Annotated in this window: 9 protein-coding genes; 2 read left to right on the top strand and 7 right to left on the bottom strand. The window is 73.2% G+C overall.

Annotation, left to right across the window (positions count from 1 at the left end):
* Nucleotides 1–215: 215 nt before the first annotated feature.
* The 5 genes from tmk to Cba03nite_RS18925 all read right to left on the bottom strand — a co-directional run bounded on the left by tmk (nt 216) and on the right by Cba03nite_RS18925 (nt 11,489).
* On the bottom strand, nt 216–2,348 hold the full coding sequence (tmk, locus tag Cba03nite_RS18945; RefSeq protein ID WP_239125860.1) for a dTMP kinase: 2,133 nt from the start codon (nt 2,346–2,348) through the stop codon (nt 216–218).
* A gap of 319 nt (nt 2,349–2,667) precedes the next feature.
* Nucleotides 2,668–3,297, bottom strand: coding sequence for a TetR/AcrR family transcriptional regulator (locus Cba03nite_RS18940; protein ID WP_203747724.1), 630 nt, complete (start codon nt 3,295–3,297; stop codon nt 2,668–2,670).
* Nucleotides 3,298–3,401: 104 nt separating this feature from the next.
* The gene (topA, locus tag Cba03nite_RS18935) at nt 3,402–6,245 is read right to left on the bottom strand and encodes a type I DNA topoisomerase (protein WP_203747722.1); all 2,844 of its coding nucleotides are present in this window, start codon (nt 6,243–6,245) and stop codon (nt 3,402–3,404) included.
* Between the two features lie 355 nt (nt 6,246–6,600).
* Nucleotides 6,601–7,593 carry a transcriptional regulator TrmB gene (locus tag Cba03nite_RS18930; RefSeq protein ID WP_203747720.1) on the bottom strand — a complete coding sequence of 331 codons (993 nt, stop codon included), beginning with the start codon at nt 7,591–7,593 and terminating at the stop codon, nt 6,601–6,603.
* Between the two features lie 137 nt (nt 7,594–7,730).
* Complete coding sequence (locus tag Cba03nite_RS18925) at nt 7,731–11,489, bottom strand: S8 family serine peptidase (RefSeq protein WP_203747717.1); 3,759 nt, start codon at nt 11,487–11,489, stop codon at nt 7,731–7,733.
* Nucleotides 11,490–11,706: 217 nt separating this feature from the next.
* Here Cba03nite_RS18925 and Cba03nite_RS18920 point away from each other — a divergent pair, with 217 nt between their 5' ends.
* A complete protein-coding gene (locus Cba03nite_RS18920; protein WP_203747714.1) occupies nt 11,707–14,718 on the top strand; it encodes an AfsR/SARP family transcriptional regulator in 3,012 nt (1,003 codons plus the stop codon).
* A 177-nt stretch (nt 14,719–14,895) separates the two neighbouring features.
* Nucleotides 14,896–15,570 carry a M15 family metallopeptidase gene (locus Cba03nite_RS18915; protein WP_239125859.1) on the top strand — a complete coding sequence of 225 codons (675 nt, stop codon included), beginning with the start codon at nt 14,896–14,898 and terminating at the stop codon, nt 15,568–15,570.
* Here the strand turns inward: Cba03nite_RS18915 and Cba03nite_RS18910 are convergent.
* Complete coding sequence (locus Cba03nite_RS18910; RefSeq protein WP_239125858.1) at nt 15,516–16,244, bottom strand: hypothetical protein; 729 nt, start codon at nt 16,242–16,244, stop codon at nt 15,516–15,518. The two genes, Cba03nite_RS18915 and Cba03nite_RS18910, sit on opposite strands and share 55 nt — an antisense overlap.
* On the bottom strand, nt 16,235–16,768 hold the full coding sequence (locus tag Cba03nite_RS18905) for a hypothetical protein (protein ID WP_203747712.1): 534 nt from the start codon (nt 16,766–16,768) through the stop codon (nt 16,235–16,237). The genes Cba03nite_RS18910 and Cba03nite_RS18905 overlap by 10 nt, the downstream gene beginning before the upstream one ends.
* Nucleotides 16,769–16,893 lie beyond the last annotated feature (125 nt).

The raw sequence follows: 16,893 nt of genomic DNA, 5'->3' as shown, positions 1-16,893 counted from the left end.
CGACATTACGCGCCCCGCCCGACACCACTAGCTCGCCCGACACCACCAGCTCGCCCGACACCACCAGCTCGCCCGGCGGCACCAGCTCGCCCGACACCAGCGCCGCGGTCCGGCACCTGCGGCTCGGTCCGGCACCTGCGGCACGGCGAACGTCGGCGAGCCTCGCCGGACACCTACGACTCGCCTGACAGGGGTGGGACGGGCCGGTGCCGGGTTCAGCCTCGGCCGGCCCGTAACTCCGCCGGTGACCCGGTCGTGGCCGGCGGCTCGCCCGGTGCGGGCACCCGGCCGGCCGGGCCCTGACGCTCGCCGTCCCGGGCCGGATCGGCTCCCGGGACGCCGTCGTGCGGCTCGCCGCCCGGGGTCACCGGGGGCAGCAACCGGGCGACGCGGGCCGCGATCTCGGCGGCGAGCTGGGCCGGGTCCCGGGTGCCGTCGAGCACGAGGTAGCGGGCCGGTTCGGCGGCGGCCAGGTCGAGGAAGCCCTGCCGGACGCGCTCGTGGAAGTCCAGCGACTCGCGCTCCAGCCGGTCGGCCTCGCCCCGGCGGTCCACCCGGGCTAGCCCGACCTTCGGGTCGACGTCGAGCAGCACGACCAGGTCGGGCTTGAGCCCGCCGGTGGCCCAGGCGGACAGCCAGGACACCTCGTCGACCGGCAGCGTGCGGCCCGCGCCCTGGTACGCCAGCGAGCTGTCCACGTAACGGTCGGACACGACGATGTCGCCGCGGCGCAGTGCGGGACGGACCACGGTGGACACGTGATGGGCCCGGTCCGCGGCGTAGAGCAGCGCCTCGGCGCGCGGCGCCAGCGCGGTCGCGCCGACCGGCCCGGACGTGGTGGTGTGCGTCTCCAGCACCATCTTGCGGATCCGGGCGCCGACCTCGGTCGCGCCGGGCTCCCGGGTCACCACCACCTCGCGGCCGTCGTCGCGCAGCCGCTGCGCGAGCAGCCCGATCTGGGTGGACTTGCCCGCGCCCTCGCCGCCCTCGAACACGATGAACACGCCGGTACGCGGCGACACCTCGGCCATGCCGAGCGGGCGGCCGCGCATCGAGCTGATCAGGTCGGGCAGCAGCGGCACGCCCGGCTTGTCGTCCATCTGGCGCAGCGCCCAGAAACCGGCCAGCACGCCGAGCACGCCGGCGACGCCGAGCAGCACCCGGGTGAAGGAGATCGGGACGCCGGTGCTGCCGACGTCGCGCGAGCCGCCGCCACCGGCGAGCACGCTGGACACCGCGATGGCCAGCATCAGCACCACCCGGGTGCCGGTCTGCACCACGGCGAAGACCCGGCCGCGCACCTCGTCGCCGACCTCGCCGCCGAGCAGCGTGGTGCCGGACAGGAAGGCCATGCCCGCGCCGGAGCCGACCAGCAGCGCGCCCACCACGGCCAGCGACAGGTGCGGGACCAGCGCCAGCAGCGCGACGGACGCGCCGGCGAGCATGATGCTCAGGCAGAACCAGCGCCGCCGGGACAGGCCGCCGATCAGGCGCGGGCCGAGCGCGATGCCCAGGCCGAGGCCGATGAAGATCGCCGCGAACAGGATGGCGAAGGTCGCGTCGCCGCCGCCCAGCGAGAACGCGAAGAACTGCCCGGTGCCGATGACCACGCCGCCGGCCGCGAACGCGCCGAGGATGCCCAGCACCAGGCCGCGCACCATCCGGGTCTGGCCGATGAAGCGCCAGCCGTCGACGAACTGGCGCAGCATGCTGTCGCCCTTGCCGCCGCCGCCGTTGTGACCGGACAGCGAGATCTCCCGGATGCCGAAGAACACGACCACCGCGGTCGCCAGGCGGGAGAAGGCGAGGAAGTACAGCGCGAGGCTGGACGGGGCGGCCCAGGCCGCGACGATGACGCCGGACTTCTCCAGCCACTGGTAGAACTGGTTCAGCGCGGCCAGCACGGCCGCGGCGAGCACCGGCGTGATGCCGTACGTCGTGATCAGGGTGAGCTGGTTCGCGGCCTCCAGCCGGGCCCGGGGGATCAGGTTCGGGACCGCGGCGTCCTTGGCCGGGATCCAGATCAGCGTGATCGCCTCGATGATGAAGGTGGCGACCGCCGCCCAGCCGACCGAGATCTTGGGGTCCGAGGTGTACAGCGCGACCGTCGGAATCGTGGCGAACAGGACGAAGCGCAGCAGGTCGCAGATGACCATGGTGTAGCGCCGGTCCCACCGGTCGGCCATCACGCCGGCCAGCGGCCCGAGCACCAGCGCCGGCAGCAGCCGGACGGCGATCACCGAACCGAACGCCAGGCCCTTCGCGGCGTTGCCGCTGACCTGCGCGGAGGCGAAGGTGGCCGTGGCGAGCAGGCCCAGCCAGTCGCCGAGCGACGCGACGCTCAGCACCAGCCAGAGCCGCCGGAACGGCCGGATGCGCAGGATCGCCCGCAGCTCGGCGGCGCCGTTCAGATCCGGCTGGGCGACGTGTGCCGGGAACGGTGCGTCGTCCGCTCCCGTTCCCGGCGTACTGCTGGCCCTGTCCTTGATGGCACTGCCTCCCGCGTCACTGCCCGACGGCTCCGGTCAGCGGGTGCGCTGATCGCGGCCATGGCAATAGCGCCCGGGCGTCCTGCGGCTTCACTCTAGTCCTGCCCCGGCGCGGGCCTACCCTGGTTCGACCCTGAAGACTTGCCACAAATCCGAGGGAGTGGTACGGCTCACCGGCCTACGTGAGAGCGAAGGCCTGCAGGTAGCCGCGTACCAGCCGCTTCGATTCTGCCAGGACCGCGGCGTCGCCGTCGGGGTGACGGCGGAACGCGAGCTTGATCAGCGCGTCGGCGGCCTCGACCGAGACGGTGAGCGCGAAGCGCAGGTCCGGCCCGTCCGGCGCGTTGTGGAAGCGGACGAGCAGGTCGGCCAGGTGATCGGCGATGACCGCGTTGTTGTCGCGCTCCGGGTCGATCAGGTGCACGTCCACCACGTCGCCGAAGTGCAGCGTCCGGAAGCCCGGCACGCTGCGGTGCAGCTCGATGTACTCCTCGATGGCCCCGTCGACGCCGTCCCACCAGTGGGCCAGCTCGCCGGCGGGGATGCGCTCGGCCAGCCGCTCCAGGTATGCCTCGACGTTGCGCAGGGTCAGCGCCTGGACGATGGCCCGCTTGTCCGGGAAGAACTGGTAGACCGAACCGATCGCGACGCCGGCCCGCTCGGCCAGCAGCGTGGTGCTGAGACCGTCGTAACCGACCTCGTCGATCAACTCAGCGCACGCGTCGAGCATGCGCTGCACCCGCGCGACACTGCGGCCCTGCACCGGGACCCGGCGCAGCGGCCCGGCGCTGACAGCTGGTGTGGACACTGATCCGCTCCTCACCGTGGCGTGTGTTCCCAGAACCTGCGCCACGCTCGCATCGACACCCTACCCAGAGTCAACGACCCTGGGCAGGGTCGGTAAGCGGTCAGCTAGCTGTCTTTCTTGGCGGCGGCCTTCTTTGGCACGCTCGGCGTGGCCTTCTTGGCCGCCTTCTTCGCGGTCGCGGCCTTGGCCGTGGTCGCCTTCTTGGCCGCTGTGGCCTTGGTCGCAGCCTTCGTCGCCTTAGCCGGCGCGGCCTTCTTCGCGGGCGCCTTCTTCGGTGCCGGACCCTTCGCCCGCTTCTCCGAGAGCATCTCGGAAGCCTGCTCGATGGTCAGCCCTTCGGGGGTCTGGCCGCGGCGCAGGGACGCGTTGGACTCGCCGTCGGTGACGTACGGGCCGAACCGTCCATCCTTGATGACCAGCGGTTTGTCGGTCAGCGGGTCGACGCCCATCTCCCGCAGCGGCGGCTGCGCGGCCCGGCGGCCCCGCTGCTTCGGCGCGGCCAGCAGCGTCAGCGCCTGGTCCAGGGTGACCGTGAAGAGCTGGTCCTCGCTCTCCAGCGAACGGGAGTCCCCGGCCCGCTCGATGTACGGGCCGTACCGCCCGTTCTTGGCGAAGATCTCCTGACCCTCGGCGTCGCGGCCGACGAGCCGGGGCAGCGACAGCAGCTGCAGCGCCTCGGCCAATGTCACCTGATCGGGTGACTGGGTCTTCAGCAGCGAGGAGTTCACTTCGCCGCTGGACACGTACGGGCCGAACCGGCCGGACTTGAGCACCACCGGCTCGCCGGTCTGCGGGTGCTCGCCGAGCTTGCGCTCGCCGCCGCCGCCCAGGAACAGCTCCTCGACCTTCTCCGGGGTGAGCTCGTCGGGCGCCAGGCCCTCCGGGATCGACACGCGGTCGCCCTCGGCCGCGGTCTCCGTGTCGGGGTCGCCCTCCTCGGGGATGTTCCCGCCGGCCGGGCCCTTGCCGTTGCTGCCGTGCGGCGTGCGCTGCAGGTACGGCCCGTACCGGCCGACCCGGACCACGACGTCGCGGTCCTGGTCGTCGGTGAACAGCTTGATCGAGTTGATGCTGCGCGCGTCGATCTCGCCGAGGTGCTCGGTGACCAGCTTCTTCAGGCCGCCGGCCTGCGCCACCGAACCCTGCTCGGCGGTCGGCGAGCCGAAGTAGAAGGAGGTCAGGAACTCCAGCGCGGTGGCGTCGCCGCCCGCGATCTGGTCGAGCTGGTCCTCCATCGCCGCGGTGAAGCCGTAGTCGACCAGCCGCGGGTAGTGCTGCTCCAGCAGCCCGATCACCGCGAACGCGACGAACGTCGGGATCAGGGCCTGGCCGCGCTTGGTCACGTAGCCGCGGTCCTGGATCGTCTGCATGATCGACGCGTACGTCGACGGGCGGCCGATGCCCAGCTCCTCCAGCGCCTTGACCAGCGACGCCTCCGTGTAGCGGGCGGGCGGCTGGGTGGTGTGACCCACCGCCTCCAGGCCCTCCTCGGTCAGCCGCTGGTCCTTGACCAGCACCGGCAGCTTGCGCTCGGCGTCGTCGGCCTCGGCGGACTCGTCGTCGGAGGACTCCACGTACGCCCGCAGGAAGCCGGGGTCGGTGATGGTCCGGCCGCTGGCCGCGAAGTCGGCCTCCTCGTTGCGCGCGGTGGTCGCGCGGATGCGCACGCTCACCGTCATGCCGACCGCGTCGGACATCTGCGAGGCGATGGTGCGCTGCCAGATCAGCTCGTAGAGCTTGTACTCCTCGGTGGACAGCTCGCCCCGCACCGCGCCCGGGGTGCGGAAGGTGTCGCCCGCGGGGCGGATCGCCTCGTGCGCCTCCTGCGCGTTCTTCACCTTGCCGGAGTAGCGGCGCGGCTGCGGCGGCACGGCGCCGGAGCCGTACAGCTCGGCGATCTGCGTACGGGCCGCGGCGATGGCCGACTCGGAGAGGTTCACCGAGTCGGTACGCATATAGGTGATGTAGCCGTTCTCGTACAGCCGCTGCGCGGTGCGCATCGTCGCCGCCGAGGAGAAGCGCAGCTTGCGGGCCGCCTCCTGCTGCAGCGTCGAGGTGATGAACGGCGCGTACGGCTTGCGCCGGTACGGCTTCTCCTCGACCCGGGTGACGGTGAACGGGCGGTCGTCGAGGCGGGCCGCCAGGCCGCGCGCCCCGTCGCCGTCGAGCTGCACCACGCCCGAGCCCGGCCGCAGCCGCCCGGTCGTGGGATCGAAGTCCTTGCCGGTCGCGATCCGGTCGCCGTCCAGCGCGATCAGGGTCGCGGTGAACGTGCGCGGGCCGGTCTCGCTCGCCTTGTCCACGGCCAGCGTGGCGGTGATGTCCCAGTAGTCGGCGGCGCGGAACGCCATCCGCTGCTTCTCCCGCTCGACCACGATCCGGGTCGCCACCGACTGCACCCGGCCCGCGGACAGGCCGCGCTGGACCTTCTTCCACAGCACCGCGGACACGTCGTAGCCGTAGAGCCGGTCCAGGATGCGCCGGGTCTCCTGTGCGTCGACCAGGTCGCGGTCGATGTCGCGCGGGTTGGCCACGGCCGCCTGGATGGCCGGCTTGGTGATCTCGTGGAAGACCATCCGCTTGACCGGCACCTTGGGCTTGAGCGTCTCCACCAGGTGCCAGGCGATGGCCTCGCCCTCGCGGTCCTCATCTGTGGCGAGCAGGACCTCGTCGGCGTCCTTCATCAGCGCCTTGAGGCGCGTGACGTGCTTGGCCCGGTCCGGGTTGACGATATATACGGGAGCGAAGCCGTTGTCGACGTCGACGCCGAGGTAGGCCCACGGCTCCTTCTTGTACTTCTCGGGCATCTGCTTCGCGCCTGCGGGCAGGTCACGGATGTGTCCGAGGCTCGCCTCGACGACGTAACCCGGGCCGAGGTACCCCGAGATCGTCTTCGCCTTCGCCGGTGATTCGACGATCACGAGACGGTTTCTGGCAGCTGTCGGCACGTTCTCTCTCCGCGGTGGTCGTCCGGGTGGCTGGATACCGCCGGGTGGCGGCGGCTCGGTCACGATGGCTCGTCTGAGGTTACGCAGCGGTCGGGCTTGCGGCGGGCGTCTCGGCGATGCGACACCGGCCACGGATGTCCAAGGTAACGCTCAGTGTGCGCCCAGGGTTGCGCACCCTATCGACGCACGGGCACATTCCTGTGACCGCTGACACCATACTCCCCGCCACAATCCGGACAACGGGGATTCCCACCCGGATATCACCTCCGTCACCACGCGAAGATCGCCATTTCGTGTCAAAAGGTGGGGCGCAACCGCAGATCTTGGCACGAAACGGCGATCTTGCCACCGGCCCTCAGGCCCAGCCGTGGCGGGACGCGTGCCAGCCGAGCTGCATGCGGGACTCGACGCCGGCCAGGTCCATCAGGTGGCGCAGGCGGCGCTGGAGGGTGCGCAGCGACAGGTCCAGCTGGGTAGCGACGGCCTGGTCGGTGAGGCCCGACAGGAGCAGCGCCAGGATGCGCCGGTCCAGCTCGGTCGGCTCGTCACCCTCCTGCTCGGCGTAGGGCAGCTCGCCGCCGAACGCGGACAGCTCCAGCGGGTACGCCCGCTGCCAGACCGTCTCGAACAGCGCCTCCAGCGCGGCCAGCAGCCCGCTGCGATGCAGCAGCACAGCGCCGGGCTCGCTGCCCGGCGGCGTGGCGAGCGGAGCGGAGATCGGCACCAGCGCCAGGTCGTCGTCCGCCAGGATGAGCTTCATCGGGAGGCTGTCGACGACGCGCAGCTCCACGCCCCGGCTCAGCGAGTCGACGACCTCCGCGACGATGTCCGGCTCGGCCAGCACCGGGCGCTCCAGCACCACCCGGAACCTGACGCCGCGCCGGGCGGCGGCGTCCTCCTGGGAGTTCTGGCCGGGCCGCACCGCGATGTACGGGGCGGTGACGAAGTTCCGGATCTCCCGGCGCGCGGCCTGCTGCACCTGCTGGAAGCGCAGGCGGATGGCGTCGACGCCGGTCACCACCTCGATCAGGTCGTTGATGCTGCGGCCGGCGACGGCGGCGCGGTGCTCCTCGGCGAAGGTGACCAGCGCCTGCTCGGCCATGCGCAGCCCGTCGCGGCGTTCGGTGATCAGGGCACCGAGCGCCATGGCCGGCGGCGCGGCGACGAACGCCTCACCACCCGAGCGCAGGGCGAGACCCCACTCGACCAGGTGTGCGAGGCTCTTCTCGACGACCCCCTCGGGTAGCTCCAGGGCGTCGGCCAGCAGCATCGCGGTGGCGCTCGGCCGGCCGAGCAGCGCGCGGTAGACGGCCTCCTCGTCGGGTGCGAGCCCGAGCGCTCCCAGCATCGGCGACCGACTCCCTTCCGCGCGTCGCAGCGGGGAGAGTATGCGCCATGCGGCCTGATCCTGAACAGGCCCTTTCGCATCGGCGAGGGACGGGAAGGGCCCCGGGGAGTCGCCTCCCCGGGGCCCGTTCGCTGTGCTCATCGCAGGCCGTACGCCCGGATGATCTCGTTCTTGACGCTGAACCCGGCGTCGGTCTCGGCGCCCGCGCGCACCGAGATGAAGCCGCCGGCCTTGCCACCGGCCTTGAACGAGCCGGCCCAGACGCCGCCGGCGCCCTTGGTCAGGGTCACCTTCTGCCAGGTGGCGCCGTCGTCGTAGGAGACGTCGAGGGTCACCTTGGTGATCGCGCCGGGGACGGTGCCGCCGTCCATCGACACCGGCTTCAGGCTGATCTGCTGGGTGGTGCCCGCCTTCACGTCGCCGTGCAGGTCGGTCTCCAGCCTGTAGTCCAGGTTCAGGACCGAGATCCGCTGGAAGTAGTCGTTGTCGACGGTGTCGGACATGAACGTCCACTCGGTGTGGGTGCGGGTCGACAGCCGGAAGACGTCACCGGGCCGCTCCGCGTCGAGCACGGCGCGGTAGGGCAGGTTGCCCGCCGGCACCTGCTTCCACTGCATGTCGCCGCTCATGTCGTTGTGGTGGATCAGGGTGTCGCCCTGGTAGACGTGCAGCTGGGTCGGGGTCTCGCCCCACGGCAGGTAGCCGCCGAGCCGCATGTTCTCCGCCGACGACGACCAGGCCTGCACGTTCCAGGTCATGTAGTCGCGCGCCCGGGAGTTGTACACCCCGAAGGAGTTGCTCTGCGCGGGCCGCACCGCCGGGGCGAACCAGTCGAGCCTGGTGGTGCTGTCCGCCCGGTAGGTGTCCGTGCCGGACACCATCGACCACGGCAGGGTGCCCTCGAGGTTCTGCATGTGCGACTCGGCCCAGATCTGGCCGGGGGTGACCCAGTCGGTCCGGGTGCCCGGGTGCCATTCGGTCTCGTGGAAGCCGAGCGACGGGGACAGGGTCAGGTCGTAGCGGTAGCCGGAGCCGAGGCCCGGGGTGGCCGCGTTGTAGAACCGGTTGTCGATCTTCGCCAGCTCACGGTGGCTCGGCTTGTAGACCAGCGGCAGGTCCGGCACCTGGCCGGGGTAGTCGCGGGTCAGGTCGTACACGAACGGGGTGTACTCGGTCCGCTGCACGGTGATCGGCAGGCCCAGCCTGGCCAGCGTGATCACGGCCTTGCCCGCGTCCCGGTGCACGCTCGCCACCGGGATCGCCGCCTCGCCGACGCCCTCCAGCAGGCCGCCGACGCCGTCGTTCACCACGACCAGCGCCTTCGCCCCGGCTGCGGCCGCAGCGGCGGCCCGCTCGTCGGGCGCGACCTCGTCGCTGCGCTGGACCACGACCAGCTTGCCCTTGGCCTTGATCTTGGCGTAGTCGGCCGCCGCGCCCTTGCCGGCGTACACCGTGCGCAGGGTCTCCTTGCCGGTGCCCAGCGCGCTGCCGAACTGGGCGGTCGCGTCGAAGCGGACCAGGCCGCCCAGCACGCTCAGGTCGATCAGCGGCTCGCCCTTGCGCCAGCGGGTGGTCAGCGTGAACTCGCCCTTGGTCATCGGCTCGGTGGGCATGACGTACAGGTCGTCGTACATGACCGGCACCTGGTACGCGCTGCGGTAGTCGAACCAGGAGTCGATGCCGTCGTAGTGCACGTTCAGGTCGATCTTGCGCTGCCGGTCCTGGGCGCGCCGCGGCGCCTCGGTGTCCAGCAGGCGCGCCTTGCTCGCGTCCAGCACCACCTCGGCGGGGCCGCCGGCGAGGATGGTCTCCGGGTCGGCCAGCACGGCCAGGCCCAGCCGGTCGGCCTTCTCGCCGGGCACGTCGATCGAGCCGACGACGGTGTACGCGCCGGGCGCCATCCGCAGGGTCAGCGAGCCCTCGACGTAGGCCGACCAGGGCCACTGGTCGCCGGCCAGGTTGATGCCGACGTAGCCCGAGGCGGGCTTGCCGTCCTTGCCGACCAGCTTGATCGTCAGGTCGTAGCGCTCGTCCTCCTTGAGCAGCGCCACCGAGGAGCGGGTCACCGGCTGGCCGGTGCTCGCGTCGGTGCCGATCACGTAGCCGACGTGACGCTGGCCGGGGGCGGCGGCCTGCGGGTCGCCGGTGACCGGCACCGTCGCCTTCGCACCCGCCGGGATGGTCACCGAGGTCGCGCCCAGGGTGAACGGGCCCCCCGCGTTGCTCAGCGCCAGGTTCAGCGTGACGTCCGTGTTCCCGCTGTTGGTGAAGGTCAGGTCCTTGGTCACGGCGACGTCGGCCGGCTCGTGCGGCCACGTGTAATTGCCGAAGAACAGCGACGTGGTGCCCCGGACCGAGGTCTTGATCGCGGCGGCCACGTCGAGCCGCCCGGTGCCCACCTCGTAGGGCGAGTACCAGTCGGCCAGGCCCTTCGCGGTGCTCGTCAGGTGCTCCTTGAGCTGCGCGCCGGTCCAGTCCGGGTGCTGCTCGGCCAGGATCGCCGCCGCGCCGACCACGTGCGGGGTGGCCATCGAGGTGCCGCTGATGGTGCGGTAGAGGCCCTCGCCGCCGTCGGTCATCTCCTGCGAACGGGCCGCGGTGATGTCCACACCGGGCGCCGCGATGTCCGGCTTCATGCCGCCGGAGAACGCCAGCGGGCCGGTGCTGGAGAAGTATGCGAGGTTGTCCTGCTTGTCCGTGGCGGCCACGGTCAGCGCCGAGGCGGCCGCGCCCGGGGTGGAGATGGTCTCCGGACCCGCGTTGCCGGCGGCGATGACGAACAGCGTGCCGTACTGGGCGGACAGCGCGTCGACCGTCTGCGACATCGGATCGCTGCCGTCGGTCGGGTACGAGTCGCCGAGGCTCATGTTGACGACGTCGGCGCCCTGCTGGGCGGCCCACTCCATACCGGCGATGATCCAGGAGTCGAGGCCGTAGCCCTCCTCGCCGCCGAGCACCTTGCCGACGATCAGGTCGGCGTCGGGCGCGACGCCCTTGTAGTCGCCGCCGGACGCGCCGCCCGTGCCCACGATGGTGCCGGCCACGTGCGTGCCGTGGCCGTTGACGTCGGTGATCGCCTCGCCCGGCACGAAGCTGGCGGTGGCGTCGATCTGGTCCTTCAGGTCCGGGTGGTTGACGTCGATGCCGGTGTCGAGCACCGCGACCTTGACACCCTCACCGGTGAACCCGGCCGCCCAGGCCTCGGGCGCGCCGATCAGCGGCACGCTCTCCTTGAGGTTGACCTCGACCCGGCCGTCGAGCCACAGCTTGGCCACCCCGGCGCCCAGCGCCGCCTTCGGCTCCCCCACCGTCACGCTGCCCTGTGGCGCGACGGTGGTCCAGAACGTGCGGGCCTGCTTCTTGTCGGCCTTCAGCGCGGAGCCGCGGATGCCCGCCAGGCGGCGGACCAGCTTGCTGCCCTTCGGCGCGGCCGGCTGCGTCGCGGTGCGGGCCTTGCTCGGCGCGTACGTCGCGATCAGCGGCACGCCGCCCGACTTCGCGTCGTCGTAGCCCATCTCGATCAGATCGGTGACGTTGAACAGCCGCCGGTCCAGCTTGTCCGCGGCGAGCAGGCCGACCGCCTCGTCGGGGATGACGTAGAGGTCGCCCTTGACCTGCTGCATGCGGACCCCGCCGAGGGCGCCGTCCGGCCGGTCGACGTCGGCGAGCTGCTTGCCGTCGGCCAGCGTGGTGACCGTGACGACGTCACCGGTGACCAGCGTGACCTGGTGGGTCGCGGTGGGCTTGGGCTGGACCGCGGGCGGCTGCGGTGCGGCGGCCTGCGCGGGCGCCTGCAGCACGGCCGAACCCGCCGCCAGCAGCGGCAGCACGGCGGTGGCCGAGATCAGCCGCCAGCGCCTGCGCCGGAAGGGGGAAGACGATGAGGGGGAGAACATGACAAGGGTCTACCGGCCTGCCCCGGCACCCGTGAATAGCTACCGATGGCGGGGTTGCGCCATGGCGAAACTCCGCCAGCGCGCAGGTGGCGGCGTCGTCACTCCACGCAGCACACCCGCCCCGCCCTGCCCTGGCCGGCCCGCTTGCTGAGCTGGTCTGACACTTGTCCGACGGCCTAGGCTAGGGCGGTCATGCGGCGCGACGAAGGGGTGTGAGGTGGAGTTCCGGCTGCTGGGGCCCGTCTCCGCCCACCACGGCGGACAGCCCGTGCCGCTCGGCGGCGCGAAACCGAAGGCACTGCTCGCGGCCCTGCTGCTGGAGCACGGCCGGGTCGTGGCGACCAGCCGCCTGGTCGACATCCTGTGGGGCGACGAGCCGCCCGACACCGCCCGCGCCCTGATCCAGACCTACGTGTCGACGCTGCGCCGAGCCTTCGCCAAGCATGGCGCCGGGGAGGTCATCGCCACCGCCTCGCCCGGCTACGTCGCCCGGCTCGACCCCGGCACGCTGGACAGCGTGGTGTTCGCCCGGCTGCTGGCCGACGGGCGCGCCGCCGCGGCCGCGGGCGACCACCCGCGCGCCGCCGAGCTGCTGCGCCGCGCGGGCGAGCTGTGGCAGGGCCCGGCGCTGTCCGGGCTGGAGGACTCCGGCCTGTCGGCCGAGGCGGCGCGGCTGGACGAGCTGCGTACGGCCGCGGTCGAAGAGCGCATCGCGGCGGAGATCGCGGCGGGCCAGTGGGGGCACCTGGCCGCCGAGCTGACCGTGCTCGTCGGCCGCCACCCCACCAACGAGCGGCTGCGCGGCCAGCTGATGACCGTGCTCTACCGGCTGGGCCGCCAGGCGGAGGCGCTGGCGTGCTACCGCGAGGCGCGCGAGGTGCTGATCGAGGAGCTGGGCGTGGAGCCCGGCGCCGAGCTGACCGCGCTGCACCACGCGATCCTGCGCGGCGAGACCGAGCAGCTGGCCGCCTCGCCCGAGCAGACGGTGCCGGGCACGGTCCGCCCGGTGCCCGCCCAGCTGCCCCCGGTGCCCGCCGACTTCACCGGCCGCGCGGCCGAGATCGAGGCGCTGCTGGCCGCGCTGCGCCCCGGCGGAGGCGCGCCCGCGCCGCAGATCATCGCCGGGCCGGGCGGCACCGGGAAGTCCACCCTGGCCGTCGCGGTCGGACACCGGCTCGCCGAGCACTTCCCCGACGGCCAGCTCTACGCCGAGCTGCGCGGCATGAGCGACGCCCCGGCCGACCCCGCCGAGGTGCTGGCCCGCTTCCTGCGCGCGCTCGGGGTGGACCAGGCCCAGCTGCCCGAGGGCGCCGAGGAGCGGGCCGACCTCTACCGCACGCTGCTGGCCCAGCGGCGCATGCTGATCGTGCTCGACGACGCCGCGTCGGCGCAGCAGGTCCGCCCGCTGCTGCCGGGGCGGCCCGGCTGCGCGGTCGTGATCACGAGCCGGGACCGGCTCGCCGGGCTGCCCGGCACCACCCTGACCGACCTGCGCGTGCTCGACGCGGAGGAGGCCCTGCTCCTGCTGCGCCGCCTGGCCGGCGACGAGCGCGTGGACGAGGACGTGGAGGCGGCCCGCCGGATCGTCGACTACTGCGGGCACCTGCCGCTGGCGCTGCGTATCGTCAGCGCGCGGCTGGCCGGGCGGCGGGCGCTGCCGCTCAAGCCGCTGGCCGACCGGCTCGCGGACGAGAGCCGCCGCCTCAACCACCTGTCCGCCGGGGACGTGGGCGTACGCAGCAGCATCGAGCTGAGCTACCGGGCGCTGGACCCGCAGAGCAGCTCCACGCTGCGCCGGCTCGGCTGGTTCGGGGTGCCGGACTTCTCCCCCTGGGTGGTGTCCTGGCTGGTGGGGACGAGCCTGGCCGAGGCCGAGGAGCTGGTCGAGCAGCTGGTGGACGCGCACCTGGTCGAGTTCGTCGGCGTCGACCGGATGGGTGGGCTGCGCTACCGCCTGCACGACCTGATCCGGCTCTACGCCCGGGAGAGCGCGGCGCTGGAGGAGCCGGGCCCGGAGCTGGCCGAGGCGGTCGCCCGCGCGCTGCGCGGCTGGCTGGCGCTGATCCACCGCACCGCCGCGGACTCGCCGCCCGCCGAGATCCGCTGGCGGCGGCCGTTCAGCCCGCACGACGTCGAGGACGAGCTGACCGCACTGGTCATCGCGGACCCGTGGGACTGGTTCGAGGCGGAGCAGTCGGCGCTGGCCTCCGGGGTGGAGCGGGCGCTCGCGCTGGGCTTGCACGACCTGGTCTGCGAGTTCGCCTCGGCCCGCAACGCGTCGGCGTTCATGGGCGCGAACCGGTTCGACGCGCGCACCCGGGTGATCGAGGCGGCGCTGACCGCGGCCCGGCGCGCGGGCAAGCCGCACGACGAGGCGGTCATCCTCACCGAGCTGGGCCAGCTGCGCTACGACCAGGACCGCTACACCGAGGCGCGGCAGCACTTCCGGGCCTCGCTGAGCCTCTTCCGCGAGCTGAACGACCAGCCGGGACAGGCCGCCGCGCTGGCCGGGCTGGGCATCGCCTGCCGCGAGCCGGGCCGGTTCGCCGAGGGCGTGCACTTCCTCGACCAGGCCGCGGCGCTGCTGGAGCAGGCCGGGGACGACATCGGCATCGGGTACTCCCGGCGCATCGCCGGCTCGGTGCGGCTGGAGCTGGGCGACTACCCGGGCGCGCTGGCCGACCTGACCGCGTCGCTGGCGGCGTACCGCCGCGCCGGCAGCCGCCTCGGCGAGGGCCACACGCTGCGCACGCTCGGCCTCTACCACCGGGCCCGGGACGAGTGGGCCGACGCCGAGCGGCACTGCCGCGAGTCGGCCGACATCTTCCACGAGCTGGGCGACGAGCTGATGGAGGCGTACGCGGTGCGCGCGCACGCCAAGACCCGGCTGCGCCAGGGCCATGCCGACGAGGCGCTGACCCGGCTGGAGTGGGCGCTGTCGGTCAGCCACACCATGGGCGACCGCTGGGGGCAGGGCGCGACGCTGCGCGCGCTGGGCCAGCTGCACCTCGCCGAGCAGCGGCTGGACCTGGCCGAGGCGTGCCTCGACGCGGCCCGCGACATCTGGCAGGCCATGGAGGTGCCGGTCTGGCAGGCCCGCATCGAGCGGGACCGGTCACTGCTGCTGGCCGCCCGGGGTGACGCCGAGGGCGCGCGGACGGCGCGGGAGCGGGCGCGCCGGGTCTTCCACGACCACGGCGCCCGCGAGTTCCACGAGCTCGGCAGCTGACCTTCAGCCCGCCGCCGCCGATTACAGAAAAGTTCCAGCGCCCCCTGCGAGTCTTCCCCCTGTCGGAGGTACGGGTGGCTCGGCACGGGGCGAGCCACCCGGCCCGGCGCCAGAGCGACCGCGCGGTTGGGGGACCGCCGGTCGCGCGGGAGGAGCCTGCTCCGGGGAGGGGACGCCATGGCGGAGATGGTGCTGCTGTCGGACACCGCGGTCGTGGAGACGCCGGTCGCCGAGTGCGACGAGTGCCTGGTCGATCTGCGTACGGTGGGCGCGCTGCGCCTGGACCCCCGCCTGGCCGACGCCGCGGGGGCGTACGCGCACGTCCGGCTGAGCGTGGTCGACCGGCTGGTCACGGCCCAGACGCTGCTGCCAGCCGGGCTCCGGCTGCTGATCGTCGAGTGCTACCGGCCGATGGCGCTGCAGCAGCACTACTTCGAGGCGCACAAGGAGCGGCTGCGCGCCATCCAGCCCGGCCACGACGAGGCCTGGTATCACCGCCGGGCCAGCCGCTACATCTCCCCGCCGGAGGTCGCGCCGCACGTCGCGGGCGCCGCAGTGGACCTCACCCTGTGCACCGCCGACGGCACCGAGCTGTGGATGGGCACGCAGGTCAACGACACCGACAGCGAGGCCTGCCACACCGACTCGGCCAACGTCTCGGCCGAGGCCGCGCGCCACCGGCGGTATCTGGCCGACGCGCTCACGCTGGTCGGCATGGTCAACTACCCCACCGAGTGGTGGCACTGGTCCTACGGCGACCGCTACTGGGCGCACGTGACCGGTGCGCCGAAGGCCCGCTACGGCCCGGTCAGCTCGCTGCCCGGCGTCCAGTCGGCGGCCACCGCCAACTGACCGGGCGCCTCCGGACCCGGCCGGCGCGGCGCGCGGGGCGCCCGCTCGGGCCGGGCGGCCTCCTCGTCCTCCGGGACGGACTCGGGCTCGGTCCGGTCGCCCGGCCACGCGCCCAGGGGCGCCGATGACGGGCGCTCGCCGATCAGCTCGCGCAGCCGGGCCACCCGGCGCCGCCCGCTGATCCGCAGCGCCGGGCCGCGGCCCAGCTCCGCCACGCAGGCCAGCGCGGTGAACGCGCGCAGCGCCACCGCCGAGCAGTGCTCGTCGTTGGCGCCCAGCCGCAGCACCGCGCCGTCGCCCTCGGCGTCGACCGAGCCCGCCGCCGCGAACCACAGCCGCAGCCGGGCCCCGTCCAGCGCGAAGCCCGCCGGGGGGCGTTTGCCCGCGCCGCGCAGCCACGCCTCGGCCAGCGGCGCCAGCATGCCGGTGTACGCGGTGCGCACGCCGAAGTGGCCCTCGATCGCGGCGGCCTCCCAGCTCGTCTCCAGGCCGCGTGCGGTGAACTCGGCCGCCAGGGCGTGCACCCGCCAGGCCGCCTCCACCACCACCGACACCCGCGCCGTGCCGCCCATCCGCACCACCTGGCCCGGCCCGATGAGCAGGCCCGCGAGGTCGTACGCGGACGGCCGGGCCGACTCCGCGGAGAACATCGCGAGCTGGTGGTTCAGAGACACTCCGGCACCTCGCCGAAGGCCTGTTGCAGCTCCGTCGAGCGCAGCGACCCGGTGTCCAGCGCGCTGGCGTCGTACTCCCGCTGCAGGGTGACCATGACCGCGGACACGTCCTCGTAGAACTTCGCCGCGTCGCCGGTGGGCAGGGCGCGCATCGCCTCGCCCGCCCGGCCGTAGGCGTCGCGCATCTCGGCCAGCGAACCGGTCACCCCGTCGGCTATCGCGGACCCGCCGTCCACCTCGGGCACCCCCGCGGCCTCGACCCGGCCGCGCGCCCGCTCGCTCGCGTCGCGCGCCCCCTCCAGCATCCGGACCAGGTTCTCCTTGGCCTGCTGGGGCGTGGTCGCGTTAGGTGTCTGCTGCTGCGCCCGCGTGGTCAGCACCGCGATCTCCTCGCGCCAGGGGTTCAGCGCCGAACACACCGACGCCGCCCACACCCGCGCCGGCGGCCCCTCCGTCACGCACGCGCCGAGCAGCCCCGCCGCCACGACGAGCAGCGCCCCGAACCCCACCCGGCCCCTACGCATGGAGAGCAGCCTAACCCCGCCCCCCATCGCAGCGGTGATCTTGCGTGGATGTACCCGGGGACAGGGGCGAAAGGGACGGTCGCGGAGCCGTTCGCGCCGGACGGGGGCAGAAAACACCGCGGCGC

It is taken from the genome of Catellatospora bangladeshensis (genome assembly GCF_016862575.1).
GTDB lineage: Bacteria > Actinomycetota > Actinomycetes > Mycobacteriales > Micromonosporaceae > Catellatospora > Catellatospora bangladeshensis.
This window is presented reverse-complemented; position numbering and strand designations above follow the sequence as displayed.